At 62.5% G+C, this 19,000-nt stretch carries 18 protein-coding genes; 9 read left to right on the forward strand and 9 right to left on the reverse strand.

The features are described 5' to 3' along the window. The first annotated feature begins 2 nt into the window (after positions 1–2). Genes ACZ5ZH_RS17000 through ACZ5ZH_RS17010 form a run of 3 tightly spaced genes read left to right on the forward strand, consistent with a single transcriptional unit; the run spans position 3 to position 4,025 of the window. Positions 3–857 (forward strand): hypothetical protein, encoded by an 855-nt coding sequence (locus ACZ5ZH_RS17000; protein WP_464773122.1) that lies wholly within the window; start codon positions 3–5, stop codon positions 855–857. After that, positions 854–2,608: an N-acyl-D-amino-acid deacylase family protein gene (locus ACZ5ZH_RS17005; protein ID WP_464773123.1), complete on the forward strand. Its 1,755-nt coding sequence runs from the start codon at positions 854–856 to the stop codon at positions 2,606–2,608. Before ACZ5ZH_RS17000 ends, ACZ5ZH_RS17005 begins: the two co-directional genes overlap by 4 nt. Before the next feature lie 31 nt (positions 2,609–2,639). Further along, positions 2,640–4,025, forward strand: a complete 1,386-nt coding sequence (locus ACZ5ZH_RS17010; protein WP_464773124.1) for an FAD-binding oxidoreductase — start codon at positions 2,640–2,642, stop codon at positions 4,023–4,025. Positions 4,026–4,054: 29 nt separating this feature from the next. Here the strand turns inward: ACZ5ZH_RS17010 and ACZ5ZH_RS17015 are convergent, their stop codons facing one another. Then, positions 4,055–5,377, reverse strand: a complete 1,323-nt coding sequence (locus ACZ5ZH_RS17015) for an MFS transporter (protein ID WP_464773125.1) — start codon at positions 5,375–5,377, stop codon at positions 4,055–4,057. Between the two features lie 214 nt (positions 5,378–5,591). Between ACZ5ZH_RS17015 and ACZ5ZH_RS17020 the strand changes: the two genes are divergently transcribed. After that, complete coding sequence (locus ACZ5ZH_RS17020; protein ID WP_460988447.1) at positions 5,592–5,873, forward strand: hypothetical protein; 282 nt, start codon at positions 5,592–5,594, stop codon at positions 5,871–5,873. Positions 5,874–5,953: 80 nt separating this feature from the next. Here the strand turns inward: ACZ5ZH_RS17020 and ACZ5ZH_RS17025 are convergent, their stop codons facing one another. From ACZ5ZH_RS17025 to ACZ5ZH_RS17060, 8 genes are read right to left on the reverse strand one after another with little or no spacing between them, the layout of a single operon-like run. Then, positions 5,954–6,748, reverse strand: coding sequence for an SDR family NAD(P)-dependent oxidoreductase (locus ACZ5ZH_RS17025; protein ID WP_464773126.1), 795 nt, complete (start codon positions 6,746–6,748; stop codon positions 5,954–5,956). Positions 6,749–6,761: 13 nt separating this feature from the next. Continuing rightward, positions 6,762–7,997 (reverse strand): serine hydrolase domain-containing protein, encoded by a 1,236-nt coding sequence (locus ACZ5ZH_RS17030; RefSeq protein ID WP_464773127.1) that lies wholly within the window; start codon positions 7,995–7,997, stop codon positions 6,762–6,764. 29 nt (positions 7,998–8,026) lie between these two features. After that, positions 8,027–8,788 carry a 3-hydroxyacyl-CoA dehydrogenase gene (locus tag ACZ5ZH_RS17035; protein ID WP_464773128.1) on the reverse strand — a complete coding sequence of 254 codons (762 nt, stop codon included), beginning with the start codon at positions 8,786–8,788 and terminating at the stop codon, positions 8,027–8,029. A gap of 17 nt (positions 8,789–8,805) precedes the next feature. Beyond that, the gene (locus ACZ5ZH_RS17040; RefSeq protein ID WP_464773129.1) at positions 8,806–9,225 is read right to left on the reverse strand and encodes a nuclear transport factor 2 family protein; all 420 of its coding nucleotides are present in this window, start codon (positions 9,223–9,225) and stop codon (positions 8,806–8,808) included. A 19-nt stretch (positions 9,226–9,244) separates the two neighbouring features. Then, the gene (locus ACZ5ZH_RS17045; protein ID WP_464773130.1) at positions 9,245–10,129 is read right to left on the reverse strand and encodes a crotonase/enoyl-CoA hydratase family protein; all 885 of its coding nucleotides are present in this window, start codon (positions 10,127–10,129) and stop codon (positions 9,245–9,247) included. Between the two features lie 2 nt (positions 10,130–10,131). Continuing rightward, positions 10,132–11,106 (reverse strand): NAD(P)H-dependent flavin oxidoreductase, encoded by a 975-nt coding sequence (locus ACZ5ZH_RS17050; protein WP_449469763.1) that lies wholly within the window; start codon positions 11,104–11,106, stop codon positions 10,132–10,134. 18 nt (positions 11,107–11,124) lie between these two features. After that, entirely contained in the window at positions 11,125–12,183 is a 1,059-nt protein-coding gene (locus ACZ5ZH_RS17055; protein WP_464773131.1) for a phosphotransferase, read from the reverse strand. Then, on the reverse strand, positions 12,180–13,358 hold the full coding sequence (locus tag ACZ5ZH_RS17060; RefSeq protein ID WP_464773132.1) for an acyl-CoA dehydrogenase family protein: 1,179 nt from the start codon (positions 13,356–13,358) through the stop codon (positions 12,180–12,182). The genes ACZ5ZH_RS17055 and ACZ5ZH_RS17060 overlap by 4 nt, the downstream gene beginning before the upstream one ends. Before the next feature lie 136 nt (positions 13,359–13,494). Here ACZ5ZH_RS17060 and ACZ5ZH_RS17065 point away from each other — a divergent pair, with 136 nt between their 5' ends. The 5 genes from ACZ5ZH_RS17065 to ACZ5ZH_RS17085 all read left to right on the forward strand — a co-directional run bounded on the left by ACZ5ZH_RS17065 (position 13,495) and on the right by ACZ5ZH_RS17085 (position 18,922). Continuing rightward, positions 13,495–15,090 (forward strand): class I adenylate-forming enzyme family protein, encoded by a 1,596-nt coding sequence (locus tag ACZ5ZH_RS17065; RefSeq protein WP_464773133.1) that lies wholly within the window; start codon positions 13,495–13,497, stop codon positions 15,088–15,090. 135 nt (positions 15,091–15,225) lie between these two features. Continuing rightward, the gene (locus tag ACZ5ZH_RS17070) at positions 15,226–16,272 is read left to right on the forward strand and encodes a hypothetical protein (RefSeq protein WP_464773134.1); all 1,047 of its coding nucleotides are present in this window, start codon (positions 15,226–15,228) and stop codon (positions 16,270–16,272) included. Further along, positions 16,272–17,015 carry a glucose 1-dehydrogenase gene (locus tag ACZ5ZH_RS17075; RefSeq protein ID WP_464773135.1) on the forward strand — a complete coding sequence of 248 codons (744 nt, stop codon included), beginning with the start codon at positions 16,272–16,274 and terminating at the stop codon, positions 17,013–17,015. Before ACZ5ZH_RS17070 ends, ACZ5ZH_RS17075 begins: the two co-directional genes overlap by 1 nt. Before the next feature lie 84 nt (positions 17,016–17,099). Beyond that, positions 17,100–18,005 carry an NAD-dependent epimerase/dehydratase family protein gene (locus ACZ5ZH_RS17080; protein ID WP_464773136.1) on the forward strand — a complete coding sequence of 302 codons (906 nt, stop codon included), beginning with the start codon at positions 17,100–17,102 and terminating at the stop codon, positions 18,003–18,005. A 122-nt stretch (positions 18,006–18,127) separates the two neighbouring features. Next, on the forward strand, positions 18,128–18,922 hold the full coding sequence (locus tag ACZ5ZH_RS17085; RefSeq protein ID WP_460988462.1) for a hypothetical protein: 795 nt from the start codon (positions 18,128–18,130) through the stop codon (positions 18,920–18,922). Positions 18,923–19,000 lie beyond the last annotated feature (78 nt).

Genomic DNA, 19,000 nt, shown 5'->3' on the forward strand with positions numbered 1-19,000 from the left:
AGATGGTCGACATTCCCTATCTCGCACGCGGCCTGATGCCCGTCGAAACGGACAGCAGCATACTCATCTCATCGTCCAAATATCTCAACAATCCGCGCCTGCGCGAATGGCTGGCGATGATCCTGTTGCGGCGAAACGGTCCCGACGTGCCCCCGCCTGCGGAAATGTACGAGTTCCTCCCGATCCTGGATTCACTCCGCGACTTCGACGCGATCGAGGACATGTTCACGCAGGAGAGAAAGGTAAATCCCGAACTGGACGCCTGGTTCAGCGAAGGCTTCATCTCCACCTACAAGATCGAAGATTTCCAACAATATGAACACGGCTCCTTGGGCGGCATCTTCTACCAGCAGATGACCGCCGGAGATTATGAGATCCAGATCACGCCCTGGAAGGAACCGGAAACGCAGCTCCAATATTATAATCTGCGCTCGGGCCAGACCCACGACTTCGAACATATCCTATGCGGCGGCGGCTTCAATTTCATGGGTGAGCTGGTGCCCTATTGGTATCGCCTGACCAACGTGCCAAAGCATATGCGCAACCCGCATCTGGCGGCGGAGGTCAACATGATCCAGATTTTCGGATCGCTCCGCTACACCGTACGCACGATGCTGCATTATCCCGAAGTGTGGCCGACCGCCGTCAACGCGATCCAGCGCGGCATGAAGGTGGGGCAACAAAGCGACGCCCTCTTCATGAAAAAGCTCGAAACCGTATTCCACCTGCCGCTGGCCGAAGCGCGGGAAGCGCTAGGCGTGCGCGGCGTCGAAGAGGTCGATACGTCACAAGAAGGCGCCTTCTGGGCATCGGACGGCAAGACCAGCCTCGAACCCATCGCGAGGGCAGCCGAATGAACGCATGCGACCTGCTGATCCGTGGCGGCACCATCGTCGACGGCAGCGGCGGCGAGCCCTTCATTGGCGATGTCGCCATCCATGATGGAAAAATCGTCAGCGTCGGCGGCTTTACCGGCGAAGCCCGCGAAGTCATCGATGCGACGGGCCTCACCGTCACGCCCGGCTTCGTCGATATCCATACCCATTATGATGGTCAGGCCATCTGGTCGGAGGAACTCTCCCCCTCCTCCTCCCATGGCGTGACCACGGTCGTGATCGGCAATTGCGGCGTGGGCTTTGCGCCTTGCCGCCCTGCTGATCACGACCGTTTGATCCGCTTGATGGAGGGTGTCGAAGACATCCCCGGCGTCGTCATGGCCGAAGGGCTCAGCTGGGATTGGGAAAGCTTCCCAGACTATCTGAACGCCCTCGAAAGCCGCCCCCGCGACATCGACATTGCCGCCCTTCTGCCGCACAGCCCCTTACGCGTATTCGTGATGGGCGAACGAGGCGCGCAGCGCGAGGCCGCGACCCCTGCCGACCTGCAAAAGATGCAGGCCCTCACCCGCGAAGCCTTGGACGCGGGCGCGATCGGCTTTGCAACCTCGCGCCTCCTCATCCATCGCACAAAGGCCGGAGAGAATATCCCCAGCTATCAGGCCGATATCGAGGAACTCAAAGCCATTACGGGCGCCATGCGGGACGCCGACACCGGCGTCTTGCAGATGGTGCTGGACGCCCCCTTCTCCAGCTGGACTGACGAACTTGCCCACCTTCTCACCGTCGCAAAGGCAGCGAACCGGCCAGCCACCTTCACGCTCGGCACCTCCAACACGGGTGAGCCCGTCTGGCAGGACGCGCTACGCATCTGCGAGGAAGCCAATGCGCAGGGCCTCAAAATCAGCCCACAAATACTCCCCCGCCCCGTCGGCATGATCTGCGGCTTTGAACTGTCCAGCCACCCCTTCTCGCTCTGCCCAAGCTATGAGGCGATCGCCGCCCTGCCGCTCGATCAACAACTCATGCATCTGCGCGACCCGGAATTTCGCGCAAAACTTATCACCGAACAGCCCCATGAGGGCCATCCCCTGGCGATGATGACCCGCAACTGGGACTGGATCTTCCCCCTGTCCGACCCGCCCAACTATGAACCTCCGGCGGAAAGCAGCGTCGGAGCGCAAGCGCGCAGCCTGAACCTCACCCCAGAAGAGGTCGCCTACGACCTCATGATGAACGGCGGCGATGGCAGGGGGATGCTCTACAACACGCTCGGCAACTTTTATAATGGCAGCCTCGACACGGTGCATGACCTGATCACGCATCCGGACACGGTGATGGGGCTGGGTGATGGCGGCGCCCATTATGCGGCAATCTGCGACGCAAGCTATCCCACCTTCCTGCTGACCTATTGGACCCGCGATCGCGCAGGGCCAAAGCTCAGCATCCCTCAGGCCGTCCGCGCCCTCACCTCACGTCCGGCCGAGACGATGGGCCTGCGCGACCGGGGCAGGATTGCGCCCGGCTACAAGGCGGATATCAACATCCTCGATCTTGAGACCCTGCGCCTCCACGCTCCTCATATACGCTATGATCTGCCGGGAGGCGGCAGGCGGCTGGACCAGAAAGCCACCGGCTTCGTCGCCACCATCGTCTCGGGCGAAGCCATCCGCCGCACCGACAACGCGACCGGCGCGCGGCCGGGGCGGCTCGTCAGGGGCGCTCAAACCGCACCAGCTAACATGGTGGAGGAATATGCCAGGGCGTTGTAACGTGGGTCACTGACCCACGGGAGAGATGCAAATGGCAACAGCGGTACATGTCCCGCAAGCTGACTGGTCCGCCCTGCGCGCCATGTTCGGCGATCGGTTCAGCGATAGCGCTGCCATCCGCGATCATCATGGCCGGGCAGAGACCTTCTACCCGGCCATGCCCCCGGACGCGGTTGTCTTCCCCCTCAGCACGGAGGAAGTCGCCGCAGCGGTCATTTTCTGCAAGGAACAGGGCATCGCCGTCACGCCTTACGGCACGGGCACATCGCTGGAGGGCAATTTTCTGGCGGCAAGAGGCGGTCTTTGTATCGACCTCTCCCGCATGAATCAGGTGCTGCGCGTCAGTCCAGAAGACCTGGACTGCACCGTGCAGGCGGGCGTCACCCGAAAGCAGCTGAACGCCGAGTTGCGCGACACGGGCCTGTTCTTCCCCGTCGATCCGGGCGCCGACGCATCTCTCGGCGGCATGGCTTCCACCCGCGCCTCCGGCACCAACGCGGTTCGCTACGGCACGATGCGGCAGAATGTGCTGGGACTGAAGGTGGTGCTTGCCGATGGCCGGATCATCCACACCGGCGGGCGCGCGCGTAAATCCGCGGCCGGGTACAACCTCACCGGGCTATTCGTCGGGTCCGAAGGCACGCTCGGCATCATTACCGAAGTCACCTTGCGCCTTTACGGTCAACCCGAAGCGGTTTCCGCCGCTGTCTGCGAATTTGAAACATTGCGCGGCGCGGTGAACGCAGTAATCCAGACAATCCAGATCGGCCTTCCCGTCGCCCGTATCGAATTGCTCGATCCGCTACAGATCCGCGCGATAAATGCCTACAGTCGGACAAACTATCGCGAATGCCCGACGCTGTTCCTCGAATTTCACGGCACGCCTGCGGGCGTTGCGGAACAGGCGGAAAACTTCGGCCAGATCGCCACCGACAATGGCGGCGGACAATTCACCTGGGCGACGAAGACGGAGGACCGAACCGCCCTCTGGGAAGCACGCCACAAGGTCCATTATGCCAATCTCGCGCTGCGGCCAGGGTGCAAGGCAATCGCAACGGATGTCTGCGTCCCGATTTCGCGGCTTTGCGACTGTATAGAGGAAACGCGCAGCGCCATTGAGGCAAGTGGCCTTACCGCACCGATCGTGGGTCATGTCGGCGACGGAAACTTCCATGTCATCCTCATCTTCGATCCGAACTCGGCCGAGGAAACGCAAAAGGCGAAGGCATTATCCGAACGGATCGTAGGCATCGCTCTCGCCATGGAGGGCAGCTGCACTGGCGAACATGGCATCGGCATTGGCAAGAAAGCCCATCTCGTTACGGAGCATGGCGCCGCTGTCGAGGTGATGCGCCAGATCAAGCGGGCACTCGACCCGGATGGCATCATGAACCCTGAAAAGGTTATCGACCTTTGATGCAACCCTCATTCATCGGAATCTGAGGATCAAGCGGAAGGCAGGCGGCTTTCAGCGTCCAGCCTTCCGCTTCTGCTCCCGCGCTTCCAGCTGATCACAATGATCGACAGCAAATGTCCAACGGCGGGACCGATCGCAAAGAACAGATGTACGCCCGCCACCCCTTCCGATCCTGAAGACCTTGGATCAAATCCGAGCAAGCCCACGACGGACAAGGCGATGCCCACGGCCACCGCATAGGCTGCGTTGGTCGTCACATTGAACACGGACGAAAACAGCCCGGCCCGCTCCACGCCGCTACCCTCTCGATGACGATCCGCGACATCATAGATCATCGACCGCAACATCAGGTTGCCCGATCCCTGCGTCAGCCCCTGTCCCACGATCAGCAGGATGAACAGCCACATGCGATCCGGTGTCAGGAACAGGACCATCAGGTTGATCGCAACCTGCACGCCCTCGGCCATGATCAGCGTTCTTAGCCTCCCGAACCGGTAACTGATCCGCGCCCATAGCGGCGCTGCGAACATGCCGAATGCATATTGCAGCATCAGCAGCATGGCCGGTGAAGCCATGCCCATGTAACGCGTCACGAAGAACAGGAACACGGCAGTGCGAAAACCCTGCCCCAGCGCGACGAAGAAATCCGACGCCACGATCCGCCAAAGCGCTGCATCGGTCAGCACCGCCTTCATCCCCTGCCGCCAGTTCGCGCCTGCGGGTGCGCGTTCCGGCAGTGACGGCTCGCGAAAGAGAAAGGCGATCAGCACCATACCAACAGCGAGGACAGCGGCGACGAGCGCCCCCATCGATCCGACCCGAACCTCAGGATTGCCCCGGCCCAGCGCGTCCAGCACGGCAGGCAATACCAGCACCAGAAAGATGCCGATGGACGACCCTGTCTGGATATAGGCTTGGATACGCGCTCGCTCGACCGGCGATGAGGCCATCTCCCCGCCCCAGGCGTAAAGCGGCGTGGAGGTCGCAGTCCACCCCAGGCACAGCAGCAAAAGCCACCCACCAAGATAGAGCGGCGTGGCTCCGGCAGGCGGGGAAAAGACCGCGAGCAGGGACAGAAGGAACAGCACACCGCCGCCCAAAATCCAGGGTTTCCGCCTTCCAATGCGTGTGCGTGTGTGGTCCGAAGCCCATCCGATCACCGGATCGGCCGCCGCGCTCCACAGGCGACTGATCATGAAGACCAGCCCGACGGTCGCCAGGTCCATGCCGATCACCGTCGCGTAAAAGGCAGGCAAATAGGTCTGGAGCGGAATATTGAACCCGCCGGTCGCGATGCTCGTCACGGAAAATGCCGCGAGGCGCGGCCCCGACTCACGCGCCTGCCCGGTCATGCGAACCGACATTCGTGAAGGTGGAAAAGCACACCAATCATCCCGGCTGAAACCTCCCCATTCCATTCATTAGGCGCTGTCAGCCGCCGATCCCATCCCATATCCGCCAAATTCCGAACCCGAAACGCAAATTGCATTTTTTGCAACACAGGGTGTCTTATTATTCGTTTTACAGCGTGCTATCGGCCCCTTGTCTATCCACAAGGGGATTATCATGAAGCTTTCTTTTGCCTTCGCGGCGGCTCTGTCGCTCTCGCTTTCCGCTGCGGCGATCGCCGCTGACGCGCCCGCGATCAAGACCAATGCACTTGTGAAGACGGTCGACGGCCGCAAGGTCGGCTTTATCGACCGCATCCTGAAGAACAACGCTGGCGAAACGACCGGCGTCCAGATCATCTACAGCGGCCGTTTCGTGGTTATTCCCGTGACCACGCTCAGCACGGCGGAAAAGGGTCTGGTCACCAGCCTGACCGCCAAGGAAGTGAACCGCCTCTAAGGCGTGCCGGGGCGCTGCATGGGGTCGGCTGGCTGACCTGACCGCAGCGCCCTCTTCCCTAGCGCGGTGCGATGGCAATCCTATTGCCGTTGCGAGTTGATGTTGCCGCCGTCCACGACGATCTCCGCGCCCGTCATGTAACTCGCTTCATCCGACATCAGGAAACGGATGACGCGTCCCAGTTCTTCCGGCGCGCCATAGCGGCCCAGCATGATCCGCCGCTCGAAATGCCCCGGCAAATGCGCCTTGGTCTCCGCAATGATCGGCGTATCGATCATGCCGGGACTCACCGCGTTGATGCGCACCCCATCAGCCGCCAGTTCATCCGCCATCGAATGGACCAGCGATATCACCGCACCCTTCGCGGCGCTGTAGATCGGGATCATCCCGTTGCCCAGCGTCGCGTTGATGGATGACAATGCGACAATGGCGCTCCCCGGCGACTTACGCAGGTCTTCGCGGAAAGCCTGGGTCATCAGGACGATCGACCGGACATGCAGCGCCAGTCCCGCATCCCAGTTTTCCGGCGTCACTCCGTCGATGCCCGTGGCTTCGGCCGTGCCCGCACAATGCACGATGCCACCGATCGCGCCGATCGCCGCCCGTGTCGCGATGGCGGCGGGGGTTACGGCCTGCGGGTTGCGCAGATCGACGCTGAAACCCGCCGCGCGCACGCCATAGCGGCTCTCGATGATGCTCGCCGATCCTGCCGCACCTTCCGCATTGATGTCCCACAGGGCGACCGGCCGACCGACGGCAGCCAGCGCATGTGCCGCCGCCAGTCCGATACCGGAAGCTCCGCCCGTGATCACGACGCCAGTGCCGGGCGATCCCAGCCGGGGCGTGAAGTCGGCGTCATTGTCCAATATCGGCATGGCAGCGTCCTCCTTATTGCTTCTCCAGATCGCGATAGGCCGCCGCGACAATCTCTGGCCGCATGCTGCCGTTCAACCAGGTCGGCCAATATTGGGTGAGATAGAGGAGGAAGAACTTGCGTTCGGGGTCCATCCAGCATGCCGTCCCCGCAGCACCCGGCCAACCGAACACACCCGCTGGCACCGAACCCGGCCAGTCAAAGAAGCTGTTGGTCTGCTCACTCGCCTTCAGCGATACGGACATGCCTGCGCCCATGCCGACGTTCGACAGCGTATAACCGATCGGCACGTCCACATGCGTCACCGCGTCGGGCAGCAGGTTCGATCGTGCGATCCGCACCGTCTCCGGCTTCAGAATGCGTACGCCGTCCAGCTCCCCCTCGTTGAGCAGCATGGCGGCAAAACGCGAATAATCATGCGCCGTCGACACCATGCCGCCGCCGCCCGACGGATAATAAGGCCGCGCATAGAGGCTGTCCGCCGCATCATCGGCCAATGCCCATGTCCCGTCCTCCTCCTGCTGGGGAAGATCGGCAAAGCGGGCGGCCTGATCCGCCGTGATGGCAAAGCCCGTATCCACCATGCCCAGTGGATCGAACAGGCGCGTCTTCAGGAAGGTTTCGAACGGCATGCCCGACGCGACTTCGATCACCAGCCCAAGCACGTCCAGCGCGACGCTGTAATCGAACCGTGTGCCGGGATCGGTCGCCAAGGGCAGGGCGGCAATACGCTCGCCCAATTCGGCAAGCGTTGCCGGCACCGGGAGATCCCCCGGACCCGGCACCCAGTCCCGCGAACCCGGCGCCACGCCATGCTTCGTATAAAGCTCGCCCAATGTCATGCCGTCCATGCCAAAGCCCGCCGTATGGGTCAGCAGGTGGCGGACAGTGATCGGGCGAACCGCTGGCCGCGTCACTTCCGGGTCATCACCCTCGATGACGCGCATCTCGGCGAAAGCGGGCAATATCTCCCCGATCGGCTGGTCCAGACCAATGACGCCATCCTCGATCAGCATCATCGCGCCGATGCCGGTGATCGGCTTCGACTGGGAAAAGACGCGGAAGATGGACCGCTCGTCCACGCCATCCTTGCGCGCATAGCCCAGCACACCTTCGCCATGGTAGCGAACCGGACCATCCGCGGTTCCCCACGCAAGGATGCCGCCCGATATGACGCCCTGCTCGACAAATTCGCGCAGCTTAGCCTCGGTTTCCGGCAGGCTGATGACGTCCGGGCTAGTCTCGATCATGGCAGCAATCCTTCTTAGATGGCGAACGGTCAGCGCGGTCCCATGCGGATCGCGCCGTCCAGACGGATCACCTCTCCGTTCAGCATCGGATTTTCAATGATATTCTGAACCAGCTTCGCAAATTCTGCTGGTTTACCCAGCCGCGACGGGTGCGGCACCTGCTTGCCCAGCGAATCCTGCGTCGCCTGCGGCAGGCCTTGCAGCATCGGCGTCAGGAAAATGCCCGGCGCGATCGTCATCACCCGAATGCGATGTTGCGCCAGATCGCGCGCGATCGGCAACGTCATGCCCACGACACCGCCTTTGGACGCTGCGTAAGCAGCCTGGCCGATCTGCCCATCAAAGGCAGCGACGGACGCCGTATTGACGATCACGCCCGCTTCTTCGCCATCCACTCCTGCGGCGGAGAGCAGGGCGGCAAAGCGCGAAATGACGTTGAAGCTGCCGATCAGGTTGATCTCGACAGCCTTGCGGAACGCGTCCAGCGGATGGGGCGAACCATCCTTACCCACGACACGAAAGCCCGGCGCCACGCCGGCGCAGTTCACCAGCACACGCGGCGTCCCCAGCTTCGCTTCGGCCGCTGCCAGGCCCGCATCGACGGACTCGGCGCTGGTCACATCGACCTTATGGAAGCTGCCGCCCAACCGTTCGGCGAGCGACGCGCCAGCTTCCTCGTTCAAGTCGAAGATCGCCACGCGAGCGCCAAGCTCGGACAGCCTTTCCGCAGTCGCACTGCCCAGTCCCGAAGCGCCGCCGGTGACGACAGCGCACAAATTCTTAATGTCCACGACCGTTCCTCCGTGGCTTAGAAATCAAGGCTGAACGACTGGTCGAACTGAACGAAGCGGCGCGCGATCTTCCACCCGTCGCTTGTCTTCACCACCGTATCCCGCTGACGGCCGGTTACGACGATCTTGGCGCTCATCGGCGCATGCCCTGCGTTGACGTTCATGAAGGCATATTCCGCATATACTGCGTCGTCCTTCTCGAACACGATCATGTTGAAGTTATAGTGGCGGTTCTTGCCTTCGGTCTGGTTGGCCGACTCCTTGGCATGTTCAACCTGAGCCTCGACGCCTTCATAGCGGATGGGCAGGCCCTCCATCTCCGTCACAACCTCGGGCGTGAAGAGGGAGGCAACGCCTTCCCAATCGCCAAAGTCGGAACAGCGGGTGAAACGCGCGACCAGTTCCTGAATCGCGATCTTGTCTTCCAGCGTGATCATCTCAATTCTCTCCGTTGATTTATTTATCGCCATACCAAGGGAAGAAGGACGGCATTTGCGACGCCTTCCCCGTGAAATCCGCTGGCCGTTTTTCATTGAAGGCGCGAACCCCTTCGCGGCCGTCCGCCTGACTGGTGTAGAATACCGCCAGCGATTCCGTCAGATGCGCCTGCCACGGATCGGGCTGCGCGCTGTTGCGGTTCAGCATCTGGCGGATCAGTGCGATCGAAACGGGCGAACGGTCCTTGACCAGTGATCGGGCAAAGGCCTTCGCCTCCTCAACCAGCGTCTCGGCCGGGAACACGCCGCGCACCAGTCCCTTGTCATGCGCTTCGGCGGCATCGAAGATATCGGCCTTGTACGCCCACTCCATCGCCTGCTCCAAACCGACAATGCGCGGCAGGAAGAAGGACGAGCACGCCTCCATCGTGATGCCCAGCCGTCCAAAGACAAAGCCGAAGCGCGCCTTGTCCGATGCGAAGCGGAAATCCATCGGCAGCAGCATGGTCGAGCCGATACCCACCGCCGCACCATTCACCGCGCCCACGATCGGCTTCAGGCAATCATACATCGCCATCGCGACGCGCCCACCCGTATCCCGCACGCCTTTCAGGATCGCCGGATCATCGCCACGCTCGCGCAGATCCTCCATGGTCGGCGTCATGCTTTCATCCAGGCCAAAGACATTGCCGCCCACCGACAGATCCATGCCCGCACAGAAGGCACGGCCCTCGCCCGTCACCACGATCACGCGCACCGCATCATCCTGGCTCGCCCGGCCATAGGCGTCGACCAGCTCTTCGCACATCTCGACCGTAAAGGCGTTCAGCTTGTCCGGCCGGTTCAGCGTCAGCAGCAGGACGCCGTCATCCTCGACCTCATAGCGAATTGTATTGTAGCTCATGTTCATGCCTCCCCGGTCAGCGCCACGGCGCGGCCCAGCGCCTCGCGGCATTCGCCCACGATGCGCTCGATCAGTTCGGCGCATGTCGGAATGTCGTCCATCAAACCGATGCCAAGCCCTGCCCAGACCAGCCCGCCATCCACTTCGCCACTCTCCAGCGCAGCGCGACCACGCGCACCGGCGACCAGCGGCCGAATATCCTCGAAGGTCGCGCCGGGCTCTCGTTCCTTGACGTTCACCTCCTCCGCGACGGCATTGCGGAACACGCGGGCCGTGTTGCGCAGCTGGCGGAAGATCAGCGTCGTGTCGCGCTCCGTCCCCTGCACCACCGCCTGCTTGATCGCCTCATGGATCGGCGCTTCCTTGGTCAGCATGAAACGGGTGCCCATGGTCACACCCTCCGCGCCCAGGGCCAGAGCCGCCGCCATGCTGCGCCCGGTCGCCATGCCGCCCGCCGCCAGGATCGGGATGTCCAGCGCCCGCGCCGCAGCGGGGATCAGCACCATGCCCGGAATATCATCCTCGCCCGGATGACCCGCCGCTTCGAACCCGTCGATCGACACGGCATCGACGCCTGCACGCTGGGCCGACAGCGCATGGCGGACGGCGGTGCATTTGTGCACGATCTTGACGCCCGCCTGCTTGAAACGAGCGATGAACTCGGCGGGACTGCGCCCGGCTGTCTCGACCACGCCAACGCCCGATCCAGCAATGACTTCGGCATAGGCTTCGTAGGGAACCGGCTGCGCGGTCGGCAATATGGTCAGGTTCACGCCGAACGGCTTGTCCGTCATCGTGCGGCACCGCTCGATCTCGGCGGCCAGCGCCTCGGGCGTCGGCTGGGTCAGCGCCGTCAGTATGCCGAGGCCACCGGCATTGGACACCGCCGAAGCCAACTCGGCGCGGCCCACCCACTGCATGCCACCCTGGATGATGGGATAGCGCGTGCCAGTAAGCTCGGTAATCCGGGTCTTCATTCCACCATTCCCCTTTGATCAGGCCGCTTCCGCCTCGCTCCATCCCAATTGGGCGAGCAGGGGATATTGCGCCGCCAGTTCTTCTGCATGCGCCGATGCGGCCGTTCCGCGTAGTGCCCTTGCCTTAATGCCATGATAGATGGCCGCAAGCCGGAAAAGAGCGAAAGCGCGGTAAAAGCCCATATGGTCGATCCCGTCCCGCCCGGTCCTGCGGCAATAGGCGGCGATATACTCCTCCTCGGGCATCAGTTTCAGCGCGGCGAAATCGGCACCCCGCAGCCCCGAAAGGATGGCGGGCGGCAGCCGGTACATCATCAGGTGATTGACGAAATCCGCCAACGGATGACCAAGCGTCGAAAGCTCCCAATCCAGCACCGCCACGACGCGCGGCTCGGTCGGATGGAACACCATATTATCGGCGCGATAATCGCCATGGACGATCCGGCTTTCATCCCCAGCGGGAATATTCGCTGGCAGCCATTCGATCAACCGGTCCATATTGACGTCGCGGCCAGCCGCCTCGTCATTCAGATATTGGCGCGACCATCGCGCGATCTGCCGCTCGAAATAATTGCCCTTCTTCCCGAAATCATCGAGGCCCAGAGCCACGGGATCGAAATTGTGAAGCTGCGCCAAAGTCGCGTTCATAGCGTCGAAATAGGCGACCCGCTCTTCCGCCGCGACATTCTCGAAACGCGAACTCCAGAAAACGCGCCCTTCGACGCACTCCATGACATAGAACCAGCTGCCGATCACCGCATCGTCCGTGCAAAGCCCGTAGATGCGGGGCACCGGAAAACCTTCCTGGCCCAGCGCCGCAATCACCCGCGCCTCGCGATCCACGGCATGGGCGCCCGGCACCGTCACGCCGGGCGGCTTGCGGCGCATGACGAAGGAACGGCCCGGAACGTCCAATCGGAAGGTCGGATTGGACTGCCCACCCTTGAACTGCCGCACGGTCAGCGGCCCTTCCGCCTCGGGCACATGCTCCTTCAGCCACGCCCGCAACGCGCCCTCATCGAACCGATGCGCCTCGCGCACTTCGGACAGCCCGGCGTTCAGCTCCTCGGCATTCATGACTTTGCCAGCGCCTCGCGCTTGATCTTCTTGGCGAGCGACCATTTATGCACCTGCGTCGGCCCGTCATAAATGCGGAAGGCGCGGATTTCGCGGAACACCTGCTCCACGATCGTGTCATGGCTGACCCCGGTTCCGCCCATCACCTGGACGCACCGGTCAGCCACCCGAAACAGCGTCTCCGACACAGCCACCTTCGCCATGGAGCTTTCCGTGATCGCCTTGTCCCCGGCGTCCAGCACATCCGCGCACCAATCGATCATCAATTCGCATTGTTTCAGGTCGATCAGATTGTCCGCCAGCATGAAGCCAACGCCCTCATGGTCGATCAGCGGCTTGCCGAACGCCTGCCGCTTGACCGCATAGTCCGTCGCAATCTCATTCGCGCGCGTCGCAGCGCCCAGCCAACGCATGCAATGGGTGAGCCGCGCGGGAGCCAGCCGGACCTGCGCATAGGCGAACCCTTCATGCGGCGCGCCCAGCACGGCCTCGGGCGGCAGGCGCAAATTCTCGACCTTCACCACCGCATGACCGCCGGGCATCGAGCTATCGATCGTGCCGATCAGCCGTTCCTGCACCAGCGCGGGGTGCGGCAGCGGCACCAGGAACATAGTCGCAGCCGCCGCGCCGTCATCCCACTCCGTCTTCGCCATCAGGATAGCAAAGCTGGCTCCAGCAAATCCGGTCGCGAAAGCCTTGCGTCCATTGATCACCCATTCACCGCCCTCCAGCTGCGCCCGGGTCTGCATCATCGACGGGTCCGACCCAGTCCCGCCTTCCGTCGCAAGTTCGGTCATCAGGAAACAGGAGCGCTCATTCCCCGCAACCATCGGATCGAGGTAGCGGCTCTTCTGCTCTGCCGTAGCGACCTTGCCCAACAGGAACATATTGCCTTCGTCGGGCGCATTGGTGTTGCAGGCGAGCGGCCCCAGCGGCGACAATCCCGAAGCGCGCAGCACCCGCGCCGTCGCCCGGTGGCTAAGATGCGTTCCGTCCGCGCGGATATGCGGCGTCAGGACACCCGCCTCCCGCGCTTTGGCCCGCATTTCCTGCACCAGCGCATCCAGCGGACCATGATCGTCCCGACGGCCATCCGTTTCATAAGGAACGACCACGTCGCGGACGAAATTCTCGACCCTTCGAGCAATCGCCGCATCACCCTCATGATCTGCCATGGCTTGTCTCCGCGCCTCTCGTTTCTTGGCGCTTGCCAAGGGAAGAACCGCAATGCAAGGTGTAATTAGAAAGCCATATAAGAGCTTTCGTGCCCGTCATAGCAGGGCAGGTCGCACGGAGAGGACCGATAAAGAGATGAAGCATCTGCAACTCCGCAAGGAAGTGCATCACGGCAGGCTGGTCAATTGTCATCAGGATCGCCCCGCAGATATTTACGCCATGTTCCTGGACGCCGTCAGCCGGTCACCCGACGCGATCGCACTGGTCGACGGCGACGATCGGTGGAGCTACGCCGTTCTCGCCGCCCGCGTAGCCGCCTGCGCCGCGCGTTTGACATCTCTCGGCCTCGCGACGGGCGACAGGCTCGCCATCCTGCTGTCCAACCGCGCCGATTATTCCACCCTGCTACTGGCGGCAGCAAGACACGGCCTGATCGCCGTGCCCATGAATATCCGCCAGCGCGCGCCGGAAACCGCTTATGTGCTGGACGACAGCGGCGCCGCAGCCATCATTTATGACGACGCGCTGGAAGACCAGTTGCCCGGCCGCTCCGACCACCCCCAACTGCGCCACTGGCTCCGCTATTCCGACGAAGCTGCCCATTGGTCCAACGCCACACCCGAAGCGCTGACCGACGCCCCACACCGATCGGCCGTCAGCGAAGATGACCCCTTCTGCATCCTCTACACCTCGGGCACCACCGGCCGCCCCAAGGGCGCGGTTCTCACGCATCTCGGCATCGTCACCATCTGCATCGGCAGCCAGCAGCACCTGCAATTGAAGGATGGCGAGTCGATGGTCCTCGCGGTCCCTGCCTCGCACGTCACCGGGATCGGCCTCATCCTGATGCTCAGCATCCGGGTCGCGGGGAAGGTGGTGATGCAGCAGGCGTTCAAGGCCCGCCCCTTCCTGGAACTCGCGCAGGCCGAACGCATGAGCTACGTCGTCATGGTCCCGGCCATGTACAAGCTATGCCTGATGGAGCCCGACTTCGCGGACTTCGGCCTGTCGAGCTGGCGCATTGGCGCGTTCGGCGGGGCGCCCATGGCCGAATCCAGCATCGAAACACTTGCCGTACAGCTCCCGCAACTAACGCTGGTGAACATCTACGGATCGACCGAAACCTCCTCCCCGGCCGTCATGATGCCGCTTGGCGACTGTCCCGCTCATCCGGACAAGGTCGGCAAGGCCCTGCCTTATGCCGACATCATCATCATGGATGGGGAAGGCCGCGAACTCCCACGCGGGGATCAGGGAGAAATCTGGATCGCGGGCGCGATGACGATACCGCGCTACTGGAACAACCCCGAAGCAACGGAACGGGGCTTTACCGCCGGCTATTGGAAATCGGGTGACATCGGTACGATGGACGCGAACGGCTATATCCGCGTGCTCGACCGTATGAAGGACATGATCAATCGCGGCGGCTTCAAAATCTATTCGATCGAGGTCGAAAACATGCTCATGTCGCATGAGGCCGTCACCGAGGCCGTCGTGATCGGCAGGCCCTGCCCTGTCCTGGGCGAACGGGTCGAAGCGTTCGTTGTCGCACCCGACCAGGCAGACGGCGCAATCCTGCGCGACTTCTGCGCACGGCATCTGTCTGACTACAAGGTGCCCGACCATGTCTACATCGTGGAGGGGCCGCTTCCCCGCAATGCCAACGGCAAGCTGTTGAAAAGCGCAGTTCGCGAATGGCTGCCCCAAACGCCGGTCAGCGGCCCCACATGAAATACATCAATCGTTGTCATAACTTGCAGCGAGGGCCGGAATAAGTTAGGACTCACTTGGTTAGCGAGCCGCCTCAGCTTTCCCTGTCTACAAATTAAGGGGCGGTCGGCGATGCAGGTACTCAGGAGAGTTCACATGACCACCCAGTTCCGCCCAGTGGCCCCGCCCCAGATCATCGAAAGCGCCTATACCGACGACCAGCATCGCCGCATGCTGAACGTCGTGCGGGAAAACGGCCCCTGGTCGTTGATCCTGGCACAACATTTCAAGTCACCCGAAGAAGTCGTTGCGACGACCTCGGGCGGCCTTCCCCCAGGGTTTACCCCCACATGGGACATGTTCCTTTCGCCGGTATTCCGTGGCTATCTCGCGCAAGGATCGACGGTCCAGCATCCCGATATCGAAGACTGCTTCTTCAACAAGAAATTCCTCGATCTGGTTCGGGGATATTGGAAGGCCGAATACGCCCGGCCCGAAAATATGCTGTTCAACATTCAGGGGCCGTGTCCCGGCGCTGGGGCGCCCCATGTCGACGGCACCCGCTTCCGTGGCATCTCCATGCAGACATCGCCGGTATGGCTGATGAACATCATGGTGAAGTCCGGCCTGTTCGAACATTGGCGCGCGAAAAAGGCGCAGGTGATCACCTGGTATTATAAGGGCAAGGTCGGCGGCGGCTTCAACTACTGGCCCGATGGCCCGCAGGGCCAGCCCGCCCAGATCAAGGCGCCGATGTGGAGCCGCGCGGTCGTCGTTGAAAATGAAATGATGTACCACACGGCAGAAGCCAGCGGCCCCGCCGCCCTGCGCCGACCCGAAGGACTCGCGATCAATTCGCTCATGAGCGCCGATCCCGAAGATCCCAATGGCTGGCAGATCACCACGGACGGCAAAGTCATCCAGAAGATACCGGAAGACGAGTTCCGCTTCCTCATCCACTGGGGCGCGGACATCTTCATGGACTATCGTGAACTCAAACAGTCGCTCGACCACACCGACGACATCAGCCATGATCAGGTGTTCGACATGCTGATCACCGATCTTCGCGCACGCGGCGCCACTTTCGAGCTGCCCAGCGATCCGCTCACCGATCAACAGTTCATCCGCTTGCTGGTCCAGACCTATGATCCCGGCAAGCCGTCCATCTTCCCGCCGGAACCGGAAGAAGCGTTGGCAGCCTGATGCCTCTCTCCTTCGGCCTGGCGGGCAGGACCGCGCTCATCACCGGGGCGAGCAGCGGACTCGGCGCGCATTTCGCGCGCACGCTCGCTGCTGAGGGCGTTCAGCTGGTCCTGGCCGCCCGTCGGGGCGACCAGTTGGAAAGCCTTGCCGCATCGCTCCCCCACGCGCGCGTCATCTCGCTCGACGTACAGGACGCCGCCTCCGTCGATCGCTTGTGGGAAGAAGTCGGCGCCGTCGACGTCCTGATCAACAATGCTGGCGTCGTAAGCGCTGGTCCAATGCTTGATCAGGATGCGTCGCAATGGGATCGCGTCATGGATACCAATGCACGCGGTGCTTATCTGGTCGCGCGCGGGGCGGCGCACGCCATGATTGCGGCAGGTCGGCCGGGCAGCATCATCAACATCGCGTCCATCCTTGGCCTTCGGCAGGGCGCACAGCTTGGCCCCTATGCCATTTCAAAGGCCGCCTTGGTGCAGATGACCAAGGTCATGGCGCTGGAATGGGCGCGCTACGATATCCGCGTGAACGCCCTGTGCCCCGGCTACATCGTAACGCCCTTGAATGAGCATTTCTGGGGAACGGACGCGGGCAAGGCGATGATCAACCGGATACCGCAGCGCCGGATAGGAAGCCCGGAAAATCTGGACGGCGCCCTGCTCCTGCTCGCGTCGGACCTTGGCTCCTACATCACGGGCGCGGAACTGGTCGTAGACGGCGGCCACCTCGTCAGCTCGCTTTAACCGCCTCCGCCTCTCCGGAACCCATGGCTGGACTCTTGACGCCGGGTGGATCGCTGTTGCTTCCTGCCGCGCGGAAGGAACCCGATGCGCATTCTCGTCCTCGGCGCGACCGGCTATCTCGGATCGCACATCGCCCGGCACCTTACGGCGTCCGGCCATCAGCTGAGCGGCCTCAGCCGCACAAGCGAAGGCGATCGCGCGCTTATCGATCATGGCATAACCCATCTACGGGGTGATTTGTCGCATCTGGACGCCGTCATCGACATGCTGCGCCAGCACGACGCCACCATCTACGCCGCCCAACTGCTCCTTCAGCAGGAACATGACACCGTCAGGCGCTTGCTCAATGCAGCTGACGGACGCGGTCATCAGTTCATCTTCACCAGCGGCACCGGCCTTCTGTCGCAACGCACGGACGGCCTGTGGAGCGAAGACAGTTTCGCCGAGGATGACCCGTTCGAACCCTCCAAATATATCGGCCTCCGGTTCGACACGGAAAATATGGTCCGCCGCGCAGGATCATCGGGCGGAGTGCGCGCCATGGTGATCAGGCCCCCGATGATCTGGGGGCATGGCGGGTGCGGCCATCTGCGCATGTTCTACAACGACGCCGGACGCACAGGCGAAGTCGGCTATCTTGGGCAGGGCCTCAACCTCTATTCCAACGTCCATGTCGATGATCTGGCGGAAGTGTATCGCCTCGCGCTGGACCGGGGTTCACCCGGCACCCTTTATCACGCCGTCGCAGGCGAACTGAACAACCGCACTCTGGCACAGGCAGTCGCCCGCGACCTCGGCATTCAGGCGCGCAGCATCGATTTTTCCGAAGGCGTCCGCCGCTGGGGAAAATTCGGAACGCTGATCGGCATGGCGACATGCAGCCGCTCCCGCAGCCCCCGCACCCGCCGGGACCTCGGCTGGACACCCCGCCACCTCGATGTGCTGAGCGACATAGGCCATCCCGCCTATCGAGCGCTTGCCGGTCGATAGCTTCCGCCAACCCGGAAGAGGCGCAGCGCCGCTTTAACCGCGCCTCGTTGCGCGCTTCAGTAAAGCCACATTCCGGCGCGCGGCCCTTCCCGCCAGCAGCGCCATCATAGGAGAAGAGGCCCATGCAAAGCTGCGAAACCTTGTACGAACGGGCTGACATAGCCCGCGCCGACCGTCCCATACGCCTCGGCTCCCTGCTCTTCACCATGGTCGAGCCGCGCCCCGGCCATGAGGTAGCCTATAATCGCTGGTATGAGCGCGATCATTTCTACAGCGGCTGCATGATCGGCGCCTACACCGTCTCGGGCGCGCGCTATGTCGCTACCCGCGCGGAAAAGGCGAAGCGCTTCGGTTCAGGCACCATGGACCTGTCAAAGGGCTCCTATCTCGCGCTCTATTGGATTTTGGACGGGCATCATAAGGATTGGGACGCATGGGCCGTTCGTCAGGTCAACGACCTCCACGCCACCGGCCGCATGTTCAAGGAACGCGACCATATCCACACCAGCTTCTACAATTTCGACGCGGAATATAATGCGCCGGGCAGCAGCATGCCGATCGAACTGGCGCTCGATCGCCCCTATGGCGGGCTCATCGCCTTCATCGTCGATCTCAATCCGGGCAAGACCAGCGCGGACCTCTCCGCCCTGCTCCGCGCCCGCGACCTGCCGGGCGATGTGGCGCTGACCGGCTCGCCCCTGCCGCTCGATCCCACCAGCCCCAAGGATGTACCGGTTGAGGAGAACGACCGCGCCGTCTTCCTCAGCTTCTCGATCGAGGACCCCAAAGCCGTCTGGGACACCGCCTATGCACCGCTCGCCCAAGCCATCGAGGAAAGCGGCATCGGCCGCATCGCGATAGCCTCGCCCTTCATACCCACGATCCCGGGCACCGACAGCTACACCGACCAGCTTTGAAAACTAGGGCCGATCGACATTCAGGAGATGGCGAGCCGAAAATGGTGGTTTTCCGCGACCCGGAGCGCAGCGTACTCA

It is taken from the genome of Sphingobium sp. TomMM7A (assembly GCF_055397305.1).